The organism is Granulicella paludicola (assembly GCF_025685545.1).
GTDB classification, from domain to species: domain Bacteria; phylum Acidobacteriota; class Terriglobia; order Terriglobales; family Acidobacteriaceae; genus Granulicella; species Granulicella paludicola.
The window spans coordinates 219,687-238,829 of sequence record NZ_JAGSYC010000025.1 but is presented as its reverse complement, the minus strand read 5'-3'; the positions used below and the strand labels follow the sequence as shown (position 1 = coordinate 238,829).

The 19,143-nt window shown below is 60.2% G+C and carries 14 protein-coding genes; 7 read left to right on the top strand and 7 right to left on the bottom strand.

Features of this window, described 5'->3' with window-relative positions; translation table 11 throughout:
• Positions 1 to 104: 104 nt before the first annotated feature.
• On the bottom strand, positions 105 to 1,013 hold the full coding sequence (locus tag OHL14_RS12935; protein ID WP_263379775.1) for a LysR family transcriptional regulator: 909 nt from the start codon (positions 1,011 to 1,013) through the stop codon (positions 105 to 107).
• A 128-nt stretch (positions 1,014 to 1,141) separates the two neighbouring features.
• On the opposite strand from OHL14_RS12935, the gene OHL14_RS12930 reads away from it, so the two are divergent.
• Genes OHL14_RS12930 through OHL14_RS12920 form a run of 3 tightly spaced genes read left to right on the top strand, consistent with a single transcriptional unit; the run spans position 1,142 to position 7,071 of the window.
• Positions 1,142 to 4,321, top strand: coding sequence for an efflux RND transporter permease subunit (locus OHL14_RS12930; protein ID WP_263379774.1), 3,180 nt, complete (start codon positions 1,142 to 1,144; stop codon positions 4,319 to 4,321).
• A gap of 21 nt (positions 4,322 to 4,342) precedes the next feature.
• Positions 4,343 to 5,578, top strand: coding sequence for an efflux RND transporter periplasmic adaptor subunit (locus tag OHL14_RS12925; protein ID WP_263379773.1), 1,236 nt, complete (start codon positions 4,343 to 4,345; stop codon positions 5,576 to 5,578).
• The gene (locus OHL14_RS12920; RefSeq protein WP_263379772.1) at positions 5,575 to 7,071 is read left to right on the top strand and encodes an efflux transporter outer membrane subunit; all 1,497 of its coding nucleotides are present in this window, start codon (positions 5,575 to 5,577) and stop codon (positions 7,069 to 7,071) included. Before OHL14_RS12925 ends, OHL14_RS12920 begins: the two co-directional genes overlap by 4 nt.
• A 63-nt stretch (positions 7,072 to 7,134) precedes the next feature.
• Here the strand turns inward: OHL14_RS12920 and OHL14_RS12915 are convergent, their stop codons facing one another.
• The 3 genes from OHL14_RS12915 to kduI are packed head-to-tail and all read right to left on the bottom strand — an operon-like array spanning position 7,135 to position 9,774.
• Entirely contained in the window at positions 7,135 to 7,788 is a 654-nt protein-coding gene (locus OHL14_RS12915) for a bifunctional 4-hydroxy-2-oxoglutarate aldolase/2-dehydro-3-deoxy-phosphogluconate aldolase (RefSeq protein WP_263379771.1), read from the bottom strand.
• A 24-nt stretch (positions 7,789 to 7,812) separates the two neighbouring features.
• The gene (locus tag OHL14_RS12910; RefSeq protein WP_263379770.1) at positions 7,813 to 8,922 is read right to left on the bottom strand and encodes a sugar kinase; all 1,110 of its coding nucleotides are present in this window, start codon (positions 8,920 to 8,922) and stop codon (positions 7,813 to 7,815) included.
• A 15-nt stretch (positions 8,923 to 8,937) separates the two neighbouring features.
• Positions 8,938 to 9,774 carry a 5-dehydro-4-deoxy-D-glucuronate isomerase gene (gene kduI / locus OHL14_RS12905; protein WP_263379769.1) on the bottom strand — a complete coding sequence of 279 codons (837 nt, stop codon included), beginning with the start codon at positions 9,772 to 9,774 and terminating at the stop codon, positions 8,938 to 8,940.
• A gap of 93 nt (positions 9,775 to 9,867) precedes the next feature.
• Between kduI and OHL14_RS12900 the strand changes: the two genes are divergently transcribed.
• Together OHL14_RS12900 and OHL14_RS12895 are read left to right on the top strand one after the other, a co-directional pair.
• Positions 9,868 to 10,392 (top strand): JmjC domain-containing protein, encoded by a 525-nt coding sequence (locus tag OHL14_RS12900; protein WP_263379768.1) that lies wholly within the window; start codon positions 9,868 to 9,870, stop codon positions 10,390 to 10,392.
• Between the two features lie 13 nt (positions 10,393 to 10,405).
• Positions 10,406 to 11,191, top strand: a complete 786-nt coding sequence (locus OHL14_RS12895) for a glucose 1-dehydrogenase (protein WP_263379767.1) — start codon at positions 10,406 to 10,408, stop codon at positions 11,189 to 11,191.
• 51 nt (positions 11,192 to 11,242) lie between these two features.
• Here the strand turns inward: OHL14_RS12895 and OHL14_RS12890 are convergent, their stop codons facing one another.
• The 3 genes from OHL14_RS12890 to OHL14_RS12880 all read right to left on the bottom strand — a co-directional run bounded on the left by OHL14_RS12890 (position 11,243) and on the right by OHL14_RS12880 (position 15,502).
• Positions 11,243 to 12,379, bottom strand: coding sequence for an acyltransferase family protein (locus OHL14_RS12890; RefSeq protein ID WP_263379766.1), 1,137 nt, complete (start codon positions 12,377 to 12,379; stop codon positions 11,243 to 11,245).
• Between the two features lie 82 nt (positions 12,380 to 12,461).
• Positions 12,462 to 13,526 (bottom strand): rod shape-determining protein, encoded by a 1,065-nt coding sequence (locus tag OHL14_RS12885; RefSeq protein WP_317890416.1) that lies wholly within the window; start codon positions 13,524 to 13,526, stop codon positions 12,462 to 12,464.
• A 122-nt stretch (positions 13,527 to 13,648) separates the two neighbouring features.
• Positions 13,649 to 15,502 (bottom strand): hypothetical protein, encoded by a 1,854-nt coding sequence (locus OHL14_RS12880; protein WP_263379765.1) that lies wholly within the window; start codon positions 15,500 to 15,502, stop codon positions 13,649 to 13,651.
• Between the two features lie 39 nt (positions 15,503 to 15,541).
• On the opposite strand from OHL14_RS12880, the gene ald reads away from it, so the two are divergent.
• Complete coding sequence (gene ald, locus OHL14_RS12875) at positions 15,542 to 16,657, top strand: alanine dehydrogenase (protein WP_263379764.1); 1,116 nt, start codon at positions 15,542 to 15,544, stop codon at positions 16,655 to 16,657.
• Positions 16,658 to 16,744: 87 nt separating this feature from the next.
• On the top strand, positions 16,745 to 19,138 hold the full coding sequence (locus OHL14_RS12870) for a sensor histidine kinase (protein WP_263379763.1): 2,394 nt from the start codon (positions 16,745 to 16,747) through the stop codon (positions 19,136 to 19,138).
• Positions 19,139 to 19,143 lie beyond the last annotated feature (5 nt).

Genomic DNA, 19,143 nt, shown 5'->3' with positions numbered 1-19,143 from the left:
AAAGAGCGCGGCTTCAGCTGCTGAGAGACTTGTCTGCATCGAAGTCCGGACTCAACCGTTTTCATATCAAGACTTTGACGCCAAAAGTAGGGGGGGAGAGGGGGTCAGTTCCCGTCGCTCTTCTGAATCCGGCCCTTGTTCTCCCGCAGCAGCGTCAGAAAATCTTCCAACGCAACGCCCTGATTGTTCCGGTTCCAAACAACCGAAAGCCCAAGCGACAGCCGATCCGGATCGAGAGAGCTGAACGATAACCCTCGCGTTCTCAAATGCCTCACACCAGAAGGCACAATCGCGACGCCTTCGCCAGCTTCCACCAGCGTCAAAACTCCCGACCAGGTCGGAGACGAATTGACGATCTCCGGCGCAAATCCTTCTTCCGCGCACAGTTGAATGAAGTTGTCGAACAGGATCGGCGAAGCCTTCTGGTCGCAAACCACGACGCGTTCCTCCGCCAGCTCCGACACGCGCACCGTGCGCTTCGCAAACCGATGATCCGGCCTTACCGCAACGACAACCGGATCGCGATATAGCAACTCTGACTGCAGCATACGATCGAACGGCGGCTCCAGCGGCCGCGTAAGACCTACATCGATCCGCCCATCTTCAAGCGCGACCAGTTGCTCATGCGCCTGCATATCGATCAGAGAGAGCCGTATTCCAGGTCGCCGCCGCCGGAACTCGCGAATGATCCGCGGAAAGAAGCCGCCCGCGCCCCACAGGAAGAAACCGATAGAGAGCGTCCCAACTTCGCCCTGCAAAGACTGCCTAGTCAGGTCGATCGCGCGTTCCGCGGCTTCGAGCGTCTTGCGAGCCTCTTCCAGAAACACCTGTCCCTGCGCTGTCAGCCGTATCTTGCGCGCCGTACGGTCCAGAAGGCGCCCTCCAAGCTCCGCTTCGAGATCGTGAATCTGCTCGCTAATCGCGGACTGCGAGACATGTAAACGCTTGGCAGCCGCAGTTACGCTCCCATAATCCGCCACTGCGCGAAAATAGCGAAGGTGTCGTAATTCCATAAAGCTATCCTATCGGTAAAACCGATGGTTCGACCCGGAAAGAAGTGTTAGTCCTTATCGACGTTTGGCGCTCTAATAATAAAAGGCTCGTGCGAATTTAGATCACGGCTTGTTACGGAGTAAGCCTCATGGGAATTGTTCGGCTGGCGCTCAACCGGCCCTATACGTTCATCGTTCTTGCGATCCTTATTTTGATCGCGGCCCCGGTCATCATCGTCCGTACGCCTACGGACATCTTTCCGAACATCGATATTCCGGTGGTCTCGATCGCCTGGCAGTACACCGGCCTGGATCCCGAAGATCTTGAAGGTCGCCTCACGACTCCATACGAGAAGGTGCTGACTACCCTCGTTGATAACGTGCAGCATATCGAATCGACGACGATCAACGGTCAGGTCATCATCAAGGTGTACCTCCAGCCCGGCGCGTCACTCGACACGGCCAACGCTCAAGTCTCTGCCGCCTCCGAGTTCGAACTCCGTTCCCTTCCTCCAGGCCTTCTGCCTCCGCAGATCATCAACTTCTCAGCATCGAGCGTGCCCATCGTACAGCTCGGACTTTCAGGTGAGGGTCTTGACGAGCAGCAGCTCAATGACATCGGACTCAACTACATCCGTCCGCAACTCGTAACCGTTCCCGGCGCCGTGATCCCGAACGTTTATGGCGGCAAACAGCGTTCGATCATGGTCAACCTCGACCCAAAGCGCCTGCAGGCTGAGTCCCTTTCCCCCACAGACATCATCAACGCCTTGGCCGCGCAGAACGTCGTACAGCCCGGCGGAACCGCCAAGATCGGCACAGCTGAGTACGACGTCCGCTTCAACAGCACGCCGACCACCGTCGCTGGACTTGGCAACCTCCCCATCAAGCAACTCAACGGCGCAACGATCTACCTTAAGGACGTCGCAGACGTCACCGACGGATCGATTCCTCAAACCAATATCGTTCGCCAGGACGGTCGTCGTGGCGTTCTGATTGTGGCCCTCAAGTCTGGCTCAGCTTCCACGCTGTCGGTCGTGCAGGGTATCAAGGACATGCTGCCGCGCATCAAGGCGATCGTCAATCAGCCGAATCTGAAGATCACGCTCATTGGCGATCAATCGATCTTCGTTCGATCTTCGGTCAGCGGCGTGGTGCGAGAAGCCATCATCGCCGCCGCCCTTACCGGCCTGATGATCCTCCTGTTCCTCGGATCATGGCGCTCGACGCTGATCATCGCCGTCTCGATCCCGCTCTCGATTCTCAGCTCCATCATTATCCTTTCGCTACTCGGTCAGACCATCAACATCATGACCCTCGGCGGTCTCGCACTCGCCGTCGGCATCCTTGTCGACGACGCGACCGTAACCATCGAAAACATTGAGCGCTACCTCGAAGAAGGCCATGAGCTGCACGAAGCCATTCTCGAAGGCGCCTCGCAGATCTCGGTTCCGGCACTCGTCTCGACGTTGTCGATCTGTATCGTGTTCCTGCCCATGTTCTTCCTGGCGGGCGTTGCGCGCTTCCTCTTTGTCCCCCTGGCTGAAGCCGTTGTCTTCGCCATGCTTGCCTCGTACATCCTGTCTCGTACCCTGGTACCGACGCTGGCGATGTATCTCCTGAAGGCTCACGATCATCACGCGACGCCTTCCAATAACCCGCTTGCTCGCTTCCAGCGCGGCTTTGAAAAGATCTTCGAGAGTGTCCGCACAGCGTATGTCGCCATGCTCGGCAGACTCGTCGAGTTGCGCAAGATCTTCATCCCCATCTGGCTCATCCTCTGCGTCGTCGCTCTGCTGTTGGTTCCGGTCCTTGGCCAGAACTTCTTCCCCAACACCGACAACGGATCCTTCATCCTGCACGTTCGCGTCAAGACCGGTACCCGCATCGAAGAGACGGCCAAGACCTGTGATCTCGTCGAACAAAGCATCCGCTCGGTGATTCCAGCCGACCAGATGGACAACATCCTCGATAACATCGGTCTGCCTTACTCGACGCTGAACACGCAGCACGCCACCAGCGGTCTCTTCGGAGCAGGCGACGGCGATATTCTCGTGTCGCTCAAAGAGAACCACGGCCCCACCGCTGACTACGTCCGCACGCTGCGCCAGAAACTCCCGCGTCAGTTCCCCGGCGTCACGTTCTACTTCCTGCCATCGGATATCGTCACGCAAATCCTGAACTTCGGCCTACCTGCTCCGATCGACATCCAGATCGACGGCAACGACCAGACCGGCAACCGCAACGTCGCCGGACAGATGCTCACCGAGTTGCGCCGCATTCCCGGCCTCGTCGATCTTCGCCTTCAGCAGCCCAACGATTACCCCGTGCTCAACGTCGCGGTCGATCGTACGAAGGCATCGCAGGGTGGCTATACGCAACGCGATATCGGCACCTCCGCGCTGAACATCCTCTCCGGTTCCACGCAGTTGTCACCGCAGTTCTACCTCAATACCAAGAACGGCATCACCTACAACATCGTGGCGCAGACTCCTCAGTATCAGATCGAAACGATGCAGGATCTGCAGAACATACCCGTGAATTCGCCCACAGCGAAGACGCCTGAAATTCTCGCCGACGTTGCAACGATCACGCCTGGCTCCGAGGTGCCGATCGTCTCGCATTACAACATCCGCCGCACGCTGGACATCTATGCCAACGTGCAGGATCGTGACCTCGGCTCGGTGGCAAATGACGTGCAGAAGGTGGTGGACAAGTACAAGCCAAAGCTCTCACGCGGAAACTTCCTCAGCGTGCGCGGCCAGGTAGATACGATGAAGGCGTCCTACACCGGACTCCTCTTCGGTCTCGTCTTTTCGATCCTGCTGGTCTACCTGCTCATCGTGGTCAACTTCCAGTCATGGCTCGATCCATTCATCATCATCACGGCTCTACCTGCCGCTATCGCCGGCATCGTGCTCTTCCTCATGTTGACGCACACCACGCTGTCGGTGCCTGCGCTGATGGGTTCGATCATGTGTATGGGCGTCGCCACTGCCAACTCGATCCTGGTGGTCTCGTTCGCAAAGGAACGACTCTCTGCCCACGGCGATTCGATCAAGGCGGCTCTCGAAGCGGGCGCCACCCGTTTCCGTCCTGTCTGTATGACTGCGCTGGCTATGATCATCGGCATGATTCCCATGGCCCTTGGAGCCGGCGACGGCGGGGAGCAGAATGCACCGCTCGGCCGCGCCGTTATCGGCGGCCTGAGCTTCGCAACCCTCGCCACCCTCATCTTCGTCCCTGCGGTCTTCGCTCTGCTGCACAGTGGCAGCAAGCCTTTTGAAGAGAAGACGCCCGATTCCGATCCAGCAACTGCTTCGCACTAACAGAACACCGGAGACTCGACCATGTCCCCCAACGGCATCAACGACCAGAACGCCCACATGAACGAAGACACCACCTACCCTGCCCGCGACGGCGATCACCACGCTCCTGGCATTCCGCCAGCGGCGCGCGCTATCGTCATTATCGCGGCCGTACTGATCCTGCTCGGCGTCGGCTATCGCCTGGTAGGCCACTTCGCCGACGAGCGCAACCTCAAGCAGGTGACCATCGATAACTCCGTGCCGACGGTCAGCGTGATCAAGCCAACCGCTAGCGGCAGCACGAATGAGTTGGAGCTGCCCGGAAACACGCAGGCCTTCGTCGATACACCGATCTATGCGCGGACCAGCGGCTACCTGAAGAGCTGGTACTTCGACATCGGCGCGCACGTCACCAAGGGACAGCTCATGGCAACCATCGAAACCCCCGAGCTTGACGAACAGCTACAGGTGGCTCGCGCAGACCTCAAGAGCGCGCAGGCCGATCTCAACCTCGCCAACACGACCTCTGAGCGCTACCAGAACCTGCTGAAATCTGACTCCGTGTCGAAGCAGGAGACCGACGTCGCGGTCTCGGGGGCATCGGCTAAGCGGGCCGCAGTCGAGGCCGCGGAGGCCAACGTTCGCCGCCTCGCTCAATTGCAGTCGTTTGAGAAGATCTATGCACCCTACACCGGCGTCGTGACTGTACGTAACACCGACATTGGCGATCTCATCGACTCCGGCTCATCCGCGAGCAGCAACACTGCGAAGGAGCTCTTCCGTGTAGCTTCTACCAACCAGTTGCGTGTCTTCGTCGCTATCCCTGAGTTCTACGCCCCGGACATCCACAACGGCGACAAGGCGACGCTCACGCTCGATGAGTATCCCGGCCAGGGCTTCGTCGGTACCGTCACCCGGAACTCGGGCACCATCGACTCCGGCACCCGCACGCTGAACGTCGAAGTGGATATCGACAACAAGAGCGGCAAACTGCTCCCCGGCGCCTACGTCTTCGTCCACTTCAAGATCCCGACGCAGGCCCAGCTGCTTTCCATCCCCGCAAACGCGGTGCTCTTCCGCTCGCAGGGCATGCAGGTCGCGGTCGTGAAGGACGGCAAGGTTCACCTGCAGCACGTCACCATCGGCAAGGACAATGGCAAGACACTCGAGATCGCCTCAGGCGTTCAGGCCAGCGATACGATCATCGTCGACCCGTCCGACTCCATCGCGGAAGGCGCGCCGGTACAGATCAAGACATCCGCAGCGGGGGCAAAATGACCGAACAACCTCAAACGCCACGCGCCTCGCGGCATCTACGCCTGCCGTGGTTCTTCGCAGCCTCCGCGCTTCTGGCGGGCTGCCGCGTCGGTCCGGCCTATAAGGTCCCTGTAACGCCTGCCCCTCCTGCTTATAAGGAAGCGCAGCCGAACGGTAACGGCCAGTCCAACTCAGGCTGGAAGCCCGGGCAACCGGCAGACAGCCTCCCGCGCGGCGCCTGGTGGACGATCTTCAACGACACGCAGCTCAACGAGCTGGAGCCACAGGTGGAGACCGCCAACCAGACACTGCGACAGGCCGATGCCAACATTCGCGCGGCAGAGGCCGAAGTTCGTATCCGTAAAGCAGATCGCTTCCCCACGCTTGGCATAGATCCCACAAGCACCGCCGGCCGCTACAACGGCTCGCCCTACTTCAACGCCGCGCCGAACTTCGTAGGCAACACAGGCACCAGCACGCAGTATCCGGTGGAGATCAACTACGAGGCCGACCTTTGGGGCACGGTGCGTAAGAATATCGCCGCAGGCAAAGAGGAGATTCAGGCCTCCGCAGCTGATCGCGAAAATATCCTGCTCTCACTGCAGGCCACGTTGGCGATGGATTACTTCGAGCTGCGCACGGCTGATCGCCTGCAGCGTCTGCTCAACGATACCGTCAAGCAGTACCAGGATGCTGTACGCATCACTACGAATCGCTTCAACGGCGGTATCGCACCAAAGTCGGATGTCACACAGGCAGAGACCCAGCTTGATGCCGCTCGTGTTCGCGCCACCGACGTCGCCGTGCAGCGAGCGAACTATGAGCATGCGATCGCGGTGCTGATCGGCAAGCCACCTGCGATGCTGGACATTCCCTTTTCGCCTTTGCCTGAGACTACCGTTCCACCCATCATCCCGGCAGGACTGCCTTCGGAGCTTCTCGAACGTCGCCCTGACATCGCAGCTGCAGAACGTCGTGCCAATGAAGGCAACGAGGCCATCGGCATCGCGCAGGCAGCTTATTATCCGACCGTGCTGCTGAGTGGTGCGCTTGGCTATCAGAGCACTGCGTCCCTCGCGACGGTCTTCAACCCTTCCAATGTTGTCTACTCGCTCGGTCCCGGCCTCGCTTTCACGATCTTTGACGGCGGCCGACGCAAGGGCATCAAGGAAGAGGCGATCGCTCTCTTCGACCGCAACTCTGCAGCCTACAAGCAGTCAGTACTCGTGGGCTTCCAGCAGGTCGAGGACAACCTCGCTTCCCTGCATACCCTCACAGACGAGGCCGACGAACAGCACAGCGCCACCGCCGCTGCCCTCGAGTCCGAGCGCATCTTCAATAACCGCTACGTTGGCGGCGTGGACAACTACCTGCAGGTCATCACCGCGCAGACCACAGCACTCAACAACGAGGTCAACGACATCGACATCCTGCGCCGCCGCATGGACTCGACCGTCAACCTGATTCTCGCGCTTGGCGGAGGCTGGGATCGCACGCAACTCCCAAAGCAGTAGGTATGCAACAAACAAGAACGGCTCCCTCATCGGGAGCCGTTCTTGTTTGCGTGGACAAATGTCTTAGAGACTGCGCGCCTGAAACGCCTTCACAATCTCAAGGTACTTTTTCGCATCCGCCGTCACCGTCTCAGGATGACCGTTCTTGATCGCCTTCGTATCCACCAGATCCGCGCCCACACCCAGAGCAAACGCACCGGCCTCCAGGAACTCATGCGCCGTCGCCTGCGATACGCCGCCCGTCGGAATCATCTGGATCTGCGGCAGCGGGGCCTTCAGGCTCTTCAAATACTTCGCCCCGCCCATCGCGCTCGCCGGAAAGATCTTCACCACATCCGCGCCCGCGTTCCATGCCCGCAGCACCTCTGTCGGCGTCAGCGCGCCAGGCAGTACAGCGATCTCATTCTTTCGGCAGTGCTCCACAGTCTTCTCATCGAATGCAGGGCTCACGATGAACGTCGCGCCCTCGCCGATGCAGGCCTTCGCGCTTTCGACGTCGAGCACTGTACCTGCACCCAGCAGAATCTCCGGCCGCTCCTTCGCAAGCCGCGCAATCACTCTCACCGCGCCGGGCACGGTCATCGTCACCTCGAGACACGTCACGCCGCCATCGGCGATTGCCACAGCCAGGGCAAACGCCTGCTCTTCACTCTCCGCACGCAGCACCGGCACCAAGCCGATGTTTTTGATTCCTGACAGCACTTCCTGCTTCGTCATCACAACCTCTTATCTCTCGATCAACTACCGAACCGTACCTGCGCTGCCGCCAGCCATCAACCGCTCAACCTCAGCCAGGCTCGCCATCGACGAATCCCCAGCCGTCGTCATCGCCAACGCTCCATGCGCCACGCCGCAGTCGAGCGACCACTTCATCCCCTTGCCATTCAACAGCCCATAGATCAGCCCCGACGCAAAGGAATCTCCACCGCCCACACGGTCCAGAATCTCCAGATCGTCGAACTTCAGCGCCTCGTAGGATTTGCCACCCATATATCCAAAGGCGCTCCAGCCGTTGCGGTTCGCCGTAATCGGCTTGCGCACAGTGCTCGCGATCACCTTCAGATTTGGGAACTCGCTCACCACTCGCTCGGCCATCGGAGCAAAGCTTTCGAGCGTATGCCACACCGGCCCATGCGCGGCTTCGGTCAACACCTCAGCTACATCGCCCTCGTGTCCGAACAGTACATCTACCAGCGGCATCAGTTCTCGGTTCACCTTCACAGAACCCTTGCGACCGCCACGCGTCTTCCAGAGCGACGGTCGATAGTTGCAATCGAAGCTGACCAACGTGCCATGCTTCTTCGCTGCCGTCATCGCTTCGCGCACGACCGCCGTCGAGTTCTCACTCAACGCCGCCATCACGCCGCCGGTATGAAACCAACGCACTCCGTCACCTTTGGGCGAGAAGATTTTGTTCCAATCCACATCGCCTGGCTTCAACTGCGAGATGGCCGTATTGCCGCGGTCCATCATACCCAGACCGCCGCGCACGCCAAAGCCCCGTTCAAGGAAGTACACGCCGTTGCGGGCCTTGCGACCCACGCCGTCGAACTCGCGCCACTGCAGGTAGTCCAGCCCCACACCACCCTGCAGCATCAGGTCTTCCACCAGCCGTCCCACCGGGTTATCGACCAGCGCCGTCACAATCGCCGACCGCTGCTGAAAGCAGCGCCGCAGGCCGCGAGCGACGTTGTACTCGCCGCCACCCTCCCATACGTTGAAGCTGCGCGAGCCCACGATCCGACCCTCGCCCGGATCGAAGCGCAACATCACTTCACCCAGCGACACGAGGTCCCACTTGCAGGCCCTCGCTGCCCGAATCGTCAACTTCGTCGTCGTACTCTTATGCACGCAAACCTCGTCTTCTTACTTCAGATCGGCGATGGCGACCGCGTCCATATCGTCATAGCGCTGGTTCTCGCCACCCATGCCCCAGCAGAAACCGTAGCTCTTCGTGCCAACGCCCGCGTGAATGCTCCAGCCCGGGCTGACTACGATATCGCGGTCGCTCATAATCAAATGCCGCGTCTCATCGGCTGGTCCCATCAAATGAACGACCTTCTGCGACGAGTCCACGTCGAAGTAGAAATACACCTCGCTGCGTCGCATATGCGTATGCGGAGGCATCGTGTTCCAGTTCGATCCCGGAGCCAGCAGCGTAAAGCCCATCACGAGCTGGCAGCTGCGAATGCCGTCGAGGAAGATCGCTTTATAGATCGAGCGCTTGTTGCAGGTCTCTTCGCTACCCAGATGCACAGCACCAGCCTCAAGCTCCTTGAAGGTCACCATGCGCGTCGGATGCTCGGTGTGCGCCGGATAGCTCAGCAGGTAGAATGCTGCAGGCGCAGCCCCTTCGTCGCTCGCAAAGACCACACTCTTGCTGCCACGCGACACATACAGGCAATCGAGCTTGCCCAGTTCAAACACGGCTCCATCCACAGTTACCGTACCTGCGCCACCGACGTTCAGCACGCCCAGCTCGCGCCGCTCGCAGAAGAAATCCGAGCGCAGCTCAGGATACGTCTCCAGCGTTAGCGGAGCTCCCGTCGGTACCGCCCCACCCAGCACCGTGCGGTCCAGATCAACATACGCCAGCGAAATCTCGCCTGGCACAAACGCGCCCTCCAGCAGAAACGTCTCGCGCAACTCCGCGGTCGTCATGCGTGGATAGCGCACAGCATCAGCCATTTGCAGCAGCTTCATAGGTTCTCCCAAAATCCTGCCCCCTAAGTATAGACATCGCCACGCAACTCCGGCCCGCTTGGAAAACCTCTATGGAATATGTTTCACTTCTGCATGGTCAAACGTCCTTCTCGCCGCGTCTTCCTGCAGACGGTGCCTCTCGCCGCCGCTGCCGCCCTGCCCCTTACCGATAAAGCCCTCTTCGCAGAAGCTCCCGCGCAGATCGCCGCTCCTGTGCCTTTCCAGCTTTTTTCGGCCGAGAAGATTGCCGAGTCCACAGCAAAGCTGCACACCACTCCGGGCAACGACAACCTCTTCCAACCCGCATCGCTGCCCTTCACCATCGTCCTCACCACCGAAGACAAGAAGGCCGCGAAGGAGTTCGAATGGCACGAAGGACGTGACCACATCGTTCAAATTCTGGACGGTGAAACTCTCTACGACGTTGGCGGCACACCCCAAAACGGTCGTAACACCAAGCCCAGCGAATGGCTCGCCCCCACCTCCGAAGGAGCAACGAAGCTGCACCTCAAGAAGGGCGACATGCTCGTCATCCCGCGCGGCACCCCGCACAAGCGCACCACCGAGACCAGTGTCACCTTCTACCTCATCTCCACCACCGGCAACACGCCCGCATAGGTAGACTGAACCTATGTCCAGCATCCTCGATCTCTTTCGTCTCGACGGCAAAGTCGCCCTCGTCACCGGAGCCGCCAGCGGCCTCGGCGCAGCCATCGCCACGGCCCTCGCTGAGGCCGGTGCCACCGTCGCCGTCCACGGCAACCGTCGCGCCGCCACCGAAACCGCGGAGAGCATCGGCGGCACCGCCGCAGCCTTCCAGGCCGACCTATCCAGCACCACCGGCGCAGAGACTCTCTTCGGGGCGGTACATAAGCACTTCGGCAAGGTCGACATTCTTGTCAACAATGCAGGCACCATCCACCGCGATGCCGCAGTCGACACTACGCTCGAAAGCTGGCAGCAGGTTCTGCAGGTCAACCTTACCGGTGTCTTTCAGCTCTCGCAGCTCTTCGCGCGCGAGGTCATCGCTCGCGAGGTGTCAGGCCCCGAAGGCAAGCCTGTCGGAGGAAAAATCGTGAACATTGCCTCACTCCTCAGCTTCCAGGGAGGTATTCGCGTCCCTGCCTACGCCTCCAGCAAAGGTGGAGTCGCCCAGCTCACCAAGGCGCTCGCGAACGAGTGGGCGCCGAAGCACATCCAGGTCAACGCGATCGCTCCCGGCTACTTCGCCACCACCAACACTGAAGCGCTGCAGGCAGACGAGACACGTAACCGCCAGATCCTCGAGCGCATCCCCGCAGGCCGCTGGGGCCAGCCGCAGGACCTCGCCGGCGCCGCACTCTACCTGAGTGCCCCCGCCAGCGACTACACCACCGGCAGCGTCATCACGGTAGACGGCGGCTGGATGGGCCGCTAATTCCCCACATATCCAACAGAGAAGGCCGCCCTCGGGCGGCCTTCTCTGTTCCTACACCGGCTTTCGCAGGTGCAGATATCTTGCGCTGAGCCACTTTCGCACCGGCTCGTCATACAACTTCAGACTCGCATACGCAATCGTGATCGCTGTCACAAACAGCAATACCCCGACCACGATGCTCTTCCATAGCGGCGGGTGAGATTGCATCACCCACGCCGTCTGGATGTAGATCAGCGGATAGTGCGTGATGTACAGCGGAAATGAGAGGTCGCCGAGGAACTTGCTCAGCCGCTGCATCTTCCCGTCCGACTCCGAGCTGCCCGCACCGATCGCTACGATGATAGGGAAGACAATCAGGATGCACAGAGCGTCATACAGGCCGTTCTGCCACACGTGGTTCGGTGACCCGATGCGCGGGATGCAAAGCGCAGCGATCAACAGCAAGCTGGCAGTCGCAAAACCAGCAGGCACAGTAATCAACTTGCCGACCCGCATCAGCAGGATGCCCGCCATGAACGGATAGAGCAGCCGCGCAAAGCCGATATGCAGCTGTAACGACGTGATGCTCCAGCCCCCGATCACGTCGCCACCGTGCGAGGTGATGGCCATGTGCAGCAGAAACACGCCAGCCACAAAAGTCAGGACCGCGAGCCAGCGGTTCGCCAGCCGTCTCAGCACAAGCGCATACAGGATGTTCGCAACATACTCAAAGAACAGTGACCATCCCGGCCCGTCCAGCGGATGCATCTCCTGCCAGCCGCGAATATCCCAGGAGACAGGGATGGGAATCAGTGTGCAGCCGATGAGCATAATCAGCAGCATCTTCCAGACAGGCGTCACCGCGACCAGGGGGAAGGTCGATCCGCCCTGGAAGTAGAAGAGCGCCGCGCCGATGATCGATCCCATCACTACCATCGGCTGCAGACGAATCAGTCGCCGTTTCGCAAAGTCCAGAAAGTTCATGCGCGTCCAGCGGTCGTCGTATGCATACGCCACAACAAAGCCTGAAAGCAGGAAGAAGAAGTCGACCGCAAGATAACCGTGATTCAGTATCTGCTTCTTAGGATCGCCGCCGCTGTACACCTCGAACGTGTGAAAGATGATAACGATGACGGACGCCACGCCACGCAGACCGTCAAGGATCGGATAATGCCGCTTGGGTTCCAGTGCTACAGAAGAGGTGCTCATAAGTTGGCGACCATCATACCCTGACCGCGATAGAAAAGGCTGCCCCTGCGGGCAGCCTTTTTACCTTTAGACAATCGATTACTTAGTCGATCGAGATCTTCCGCAGCAGGCGGAAGTCGCTCAGCATCTTGCCCGTGCCCAACACCACGCTTGCGAGAGGATCATCCGCAATCGATACTGGCAGGCCCGTCTCTTCGCGAATGCGCTTATCGAGGTTCTTGATCAGCGCGCCGCCACCCGTCAGCACGATGCCGCGGTCACTGATGTCTGCTGAAAGCTCAGGCGGTGTCCGCTCCAGGGCCACGCGAATCGCGTTCATGATGGTCGCGATGCACTCGCCAAGGGCTTCGCGGATCTCCGAGTCTTCGATTGTGATCGTCTTCGGTACACCTTCAATCAGGTTGCGGCCCTTGATCTCCATCTGCAGCGGCTTCTCCAGCGGGAAGGCCGATCCAATTTCGATCTTGATCTGCTCCGCCGTGCGCTCACCCACCAGCAGGTTGTACTTGCGCTTCAGGTACGTCGCCACAGCCTCGTCCATCTGGTTGCCGGCCATGCGCACCGAACGCGAATACACGATACCCGCCAGCGAGATCACAGCAATGTCCGTCGTTCCGCCGCCGATGTCGACCACCATGTTGCCGCCCGGCTCCGTAATCGGCAGACCTGCACCGATAGCCGCCACCATCGCCTGTTCAACCAGGTGAACCTCAGATGCCTTCGCGCGATACGCAGAGTCCATAACCGCGCGCTTTTCCACCTGCGTAATTTCAGAAGGTACGCCGATCACGATGCGCGGATGCACCATCATCTTGCGGTTGTGCGCCTTCTGGATGAAGTAATTCAGCATCTTCTCCGTCTGCTTGAAGTCGGCGATCACACCGTCCTTCATCGGCTTGATGGCGATGATGTTGCCCGGCGTACGGCCAAGCATATCCTTGGCCTCTTTTCCGACGGCTTCCACCTCGCCGGTCACTCGATTTACCGCGATGATCGAAGGCTCATTGACGATAATGCCCTTGCCATGGGCGTACACAAGGGTGTTAGCCGTGCCAAGGTCGATGGCAAGGTCGCTCGAAAACAGCGAAAAGATGGACCGCATGTTGCTGACACGCGATGTACGCATCTGGAAGTTTTTTGAAGACATGAGACCGGTCAGTTCCTAAAATGGTGGGGAATTGGGCTTCGCGGAGCCCTTCCCGTTCATTGTACGGCTTTATCGGCCGCATGGAAGTTGTTATAAACGGTTCCCTTTTCCCGAAAATCCTGCTAGGAAATCGGCTCCCGGATCAGGTGCCAGAGCCGCCCCTCGTTCGTCTGCAGAACCTGCACGAACCGCCAGCCAACGACTGCTGTCGGAGCGCCATCACCCTTCCTCCACACGTAATCCACCCGAAACCGCTCTAGCTCCTGCGGTACGTCCATCGACGTATACCAACGAACCACACCGTCGATCCGGTCAGGAGCTACGCGGCGTTCGGCCCGGATGCGCTGATACTTCTCCGAAAACTCGAATAGGTACAGCGAGTAGTCCGCCGCCTGCACGTCCTCACTTGCCGGTGCCTCGCCCTCAAGCTTTGTCGCGACGATCGCTGGCGGCGACCCCAACAGCCGCGATGCCAGCAGAAACCGCTCCATCAACTCATCATCCGTCGCGCTTGACCGGCTCCCATCCGCGAAGAGCACACTATTATGCGTCTGCACCGGAAGCACAATGGACAAGGCAAGATCATTGGTCGCCACCACCGATCCCACCGGCGTGTTGGCATTGAGCCACGCAAACAGCGTTTGCTCGGCGGCAGGCAAACGATGCACCTCCGCCGTGTCGCGGCCTGCCTCTATCTGCGCCATGGCCGAAAGACCCAGCACCAGGACAAAACCGGCGCCCGCCACGATCTTCCAGATTCGTCCTTGCGGCACCAGCAGCGCCACCAGCACGCCGATCATCATGCAACCCACCGGCTGCAGAATCATGTGCGGATAATGCTGCGCCTGCTGCAGATTGAACCCGGTAATCACCTGCATGTTCAAACCGACAAGCCCGCTCATCATCGCTGCGAGCAGCACCGGCATCAGGGCGTCCGCATAGTGCCAGGCCTCGCTGCCCGCCCTGCGTCGGCGACGCAGCCACAGCCATACGAGAGCGCACGCCAGCGCCTGCAGCCCCCAGAACCGCGTCACCTCCAACGACGGTGGGTCCCATGCATGAGAGTGGTACAAGCCGATGCGAGCTGCGCGCAGCTCATAGTTTCCCTGCATGATCGAGACATGCTTCCACGCCATGAAGATCACGGCCAACATCCCGGTGATCCCTAGTGGCATCCACACCGTGTACGGAATCCACCGCCGCCACAACAGCGAGGCTACCGCCAGCAGACATAGCAGCGCAGCCCAGGTAATGGCGTAGTAGATATAGCTGAAGAAGAGTAGTCCACCCAGCAAACCCGCACCTGCGGCCCACTTCAACACGTTACTCGGTCGCTCGTCACCACGCACGCAGTTCGCCAGCAACAGCAACGCCGCCGCAGACTGCAGAAAAGTCATCGCTGGATTCGGCATTCGCGAGGCCTGCAGTGAATCCACCACTCGCGCGCCTTTCGCATGGTGCAGGAACGCCAGCACATCCAGCTTCAACGTCATCGGCGAAAACGCCCCCACCAGCACGGCCATCGCCAGCAGAGCAGCCAGCCACACCTCTGCACCCACCTTGCGAAACAACGCCATCAGCAGGAAACCGCTTAGGGCTGTGCACACAAAGGCCAGCATCATATGGGCCAGCTTCAGACTGCGCACCACCGCCGCAAGTGTTGCCTCCACCGCAGTCGGCACCACGGAGTATGGATATACCGCGTCGCGATGCTCCCACGTATCGTCGTACGCCATCGCCCCACCGCGCGTCAGCATGTGGTTCGCCTCGGCTGCGTACAAAAACGTCTCGTCGAAGACCATCGCGCTACGCGAGTGCGCGGTAAACGGCGTGTACGCCGTATAACTGCCCAGGGTAGCGATCCGCACCAGATGCGGGAGCACAAAGACCAGACCAATGAACGCAGCCAGCACCCACGCCAACCGGCGCTCCAGCCTTCTGCGCGGCTTGGTCTCCGGCTCCAAACGCTTGCTCAATAGCGGATTCACTAGGCTCTAAGATACACTCAAGTGGTTATGATTATTGGCGTTCCCAAAGAGCTCAAAGACCACGAAAGCCGCGTAGGCATTACTCCAGCAGGCGCTCGCGCCCTCGTCGAGGCGGGCCACAAAGTCCTCATCGAAAAAGATGCCGGTGCATTGTCCTCCTTCCCCGACGACGAATACCAGGCCGTCGGTGCTGAGATCGTCGGCGAGGCCTACCACGTCTGGTCGAACGCCAACATGATCGTCAAGGTCAAAGAGCCCATCCCGTCGGAGTACTACCACTTCCGCAAGGACCTCCTTCTCTTCACCTATCTGCATCTCGCTCCACTGCGTGAACTCACCGACGCCCTGCTCGAAAAAAAGGTCACAGGCATCGCCTATGAGACCGTTCGCGATCGCGTCGGTGGTCTGCCACTCCTCACTCCCATGTCCGAGGTTGCTGGGCGTCTCTCCGTTCAGGTCGGAGCTACCTGCCTTGAGAAGGAGCGCGGTGGTCGTGGTGTTCTGCTCGGCGGCGTACCCGGCGTGCCTCCCGGCAATGTCTGCATCATCGGCGGCGGTATCGTCGGCACCAACGCAGCCAAGATCGCTCTCGGCACCGGCGCAAAGGTCACCATGATTGACCTCAACCTGAATCGCCTTCGCGAAATCGACGACATCTTCGGTGGCCGCGTTCATACCCTTTATTCGAACGCCTACAACATCGAGAAGGCAGCGATGGAAGCCGACCTGCTTATCGGCGGCGTCCTTATCCCCGGCGCTGCAGCTCCCAAGCTCGTCACCAAGGCGATGGTCGCCAAGATGAAAAAGGGCGCGGTCATCGTCGACGTTGCTATCGATCAGGGTGGCTGTATCGAAACCGCTCATCCGACCACGCACACCGACCCCACCTACGAGGTCAACGGCGTTGTCCACTACTGCGTAACCAACATGCCCGCGGCCGTACCCAACACGAGCACGCTGGCGCTCACCAACGCGACCTTTCCTTATGTGATGAAGCTCGCCAGGCTCGGCGCAAACGTTGCCATCCGCGAGGATGCCGGCATCGCCGAAGGCGTCAACACCTTCAACGGCTTCCTCACCTACAAGGCCGTTGCCCAGGCCCAGAACCGCGAGTACAAGGCCATCAGCCAGGTCCATCCCTGAGTCCAATCCAGCAGCGCAAGCAAGGGCAGAGCTTCGGTTCTGCCCTTTTGCCGTCTGATACCCCCTGCAAGCGCGTAAACTTTCCCCATGGCACCCGCCTCCAGCCGCCGCGGAAACCTCGTCATCCTTCTCGGGATCACGACCCTCGTGCTGCTGCTCATCTTCTCCACGCTCAACGCCTTTCGTCTCAACTTCCTCAATCCTGTCTCGCCCATCCAGACGCTGGTCTTCATCGCTCTTTCGGTGCTGGCCTTCCTTCTCTTCGTTGGCGTGCTTGTGCTGCTCGTGCGCAACGTCCTCAAGCTCTACGCCGATCAGCGCAGCCGCGTTCTCGGCACCCGTCTGCGCACCCGCATGTTGTGGGGAGCAGCGCTCGTCTCGCTCGTCCCGCTCGCCTTCATGTTCGCCTTCAGCTACATGCTGATGAATCGTGCCGTCGATCGCTGGTTTTCGCAGCCCGTCACCGAGATGCGCGACGATGCCGACCGCATGGCTACCGAACTCTTCCGCTACGCCGCCACTAACTCCCGAGCCGAAGCCGGCACCATCACCGCGCAACTCGCCGACCTGCCACTCTTCGCCCCGAACAATCCCACAGCAGGCATCTCAGCCCAGGCGCAGCGCGTACTGCAGGAGCATGAACTTAGCCTGCAGGGTGGATTCGTCCTGCTCTATCGCAACGGCGCCGCCATCGCCTCGCTGAACGTTCCGCAGGACTCTCCAAACGGGGAGATCAAGAGTCTACAGCCGCCCAGCGAAGCCGACGAACGCACCCCGGACGAAGAAGCAACGGGTCCCGCCTCTCCGTCGCGCGTACTCCACGGCGCCGTCTCGCTGCGCGGCCCCGTGCAGCACGCCATCCTGCAGGCGGCCCAGCGCGGTGGCGACGATCCCTTCTACACCATTGCTGGCAACGACTACACCCTTGCCACTGCCGGCCTTCAGCAGGGCGGTATTGTCGTCGTCGGCTTGCCCATCCCCGCAGGCATCACCGACACCTCCTTGCGCCTGCGTAAATCTGCGGACGCCTATTGGCTCCTCTACCGCGAACGCCGCAAGATCCGCAACCTTTACATGGTGATCCTGCTGCTCGTCACCGGCCTGGCCGTCTTCGCCATCTGCTGGCTCGCGCTCAACCTCAGCAAGCAGGTCACACGCCCCATCGAATCACTCGCCGACGCTATGGAAGCCATCGCCATGGGCGACTACGCCTATCGAGTCGGAGAATTCGCCACCGAAGAACTAGGCGAACTTGTCGACCGCTTCAACGCCATGGCCAACGATCTCGAATCTGCCCACGAGACCGCCGCCCGCTCTACCCTCAAGCTCTCCGAACTCAACTACACCCTCGAGCAGCGCACCTCCGAGCTCGAGACCATCATCGAAACGATCCCCAACGGCGTCGTCACGCTCTCTGCCACCCGCGAGATCGTCCTAAGCAATCGCGCCTTCTCCGAGATGCTCGACCCCGGCGGCCAGAAGATCTTCATCGGCCTCCCTATCTCCTCCGTGCTCCCCGTCGAACTCACCGACGCTCTCGATCTTCTCCTCCGCCGAGCCCACCGCATGGGCTCTGCTTCGGGCGAAATTGAAATGCCCTCACCCTCCGGCACGCTCCACATCTCTGCCACTGCCGCGCTGCTTGAACTCGGCTCCAGTGGTGACCGCGCCCACGTCGGCTACGTCATCGTCATCGAAGACGCCACCGAGTTGCTCCACGCGCAGAAGCAGAGTGCCTGGAAGGAGGTCGCCCGTCGCGTTGCGCACGAGATCAAGAATCCCCTTACCCCCATCGGCCTCAACGCCGAACTCATCGCGCGCCATATCCCACGACTCAACACACTGCTCGCTGACAACTTGCTGCAATCGCCCTCCATCGCCACCATGCAGCGCTCCGTCGAGGTCATCTCTGCCTCGGTCGAAACCATGCGCGCGCTGGTCGATCAGTTCTCTTCACTCGCCGAGTTCCCTACCTCGCGCCCGCGGCCCGCAGACCTCAACACTATCGTGGACAGCGCCCTCGCACTCTTCGCCGGCCGCCTTCGCAACATCAACCTAAAACAGAGCCTCGCGCCCAACCTGCCTCTCATCCTGGCCGACCCCGAAGCCCTCAAGCGCGCTCTTACCAATCTCATCGACAACGCTGCGGAGGCTATGCAGAACTCGCTGCTCCGAGAGCTTCACATCACCACACGCTCCCTTTCTTCCACGACCGTCGAGCTCACCGTCGCCGACACTGGACCCGGCCTCACCGACGAGATGCGCGAACGCCTCTTCCTCCCTTACTTCTCCACTAAGCAGCGCGGCACCGGCCTGGGCCTCTCCATCGCCGCTAAAATCGTGCAGGAACACCAAGGCACCATCCGCGCTGAGAAGAACCTCCCTGCTGGCGCCGTCTTCATCCTCGAACTCCGCACCGCCTCCACAACCGAGTCGGAAACCTCAGATACTCTTCCGATCAACGAGAGGATCTCCGCATGACCACC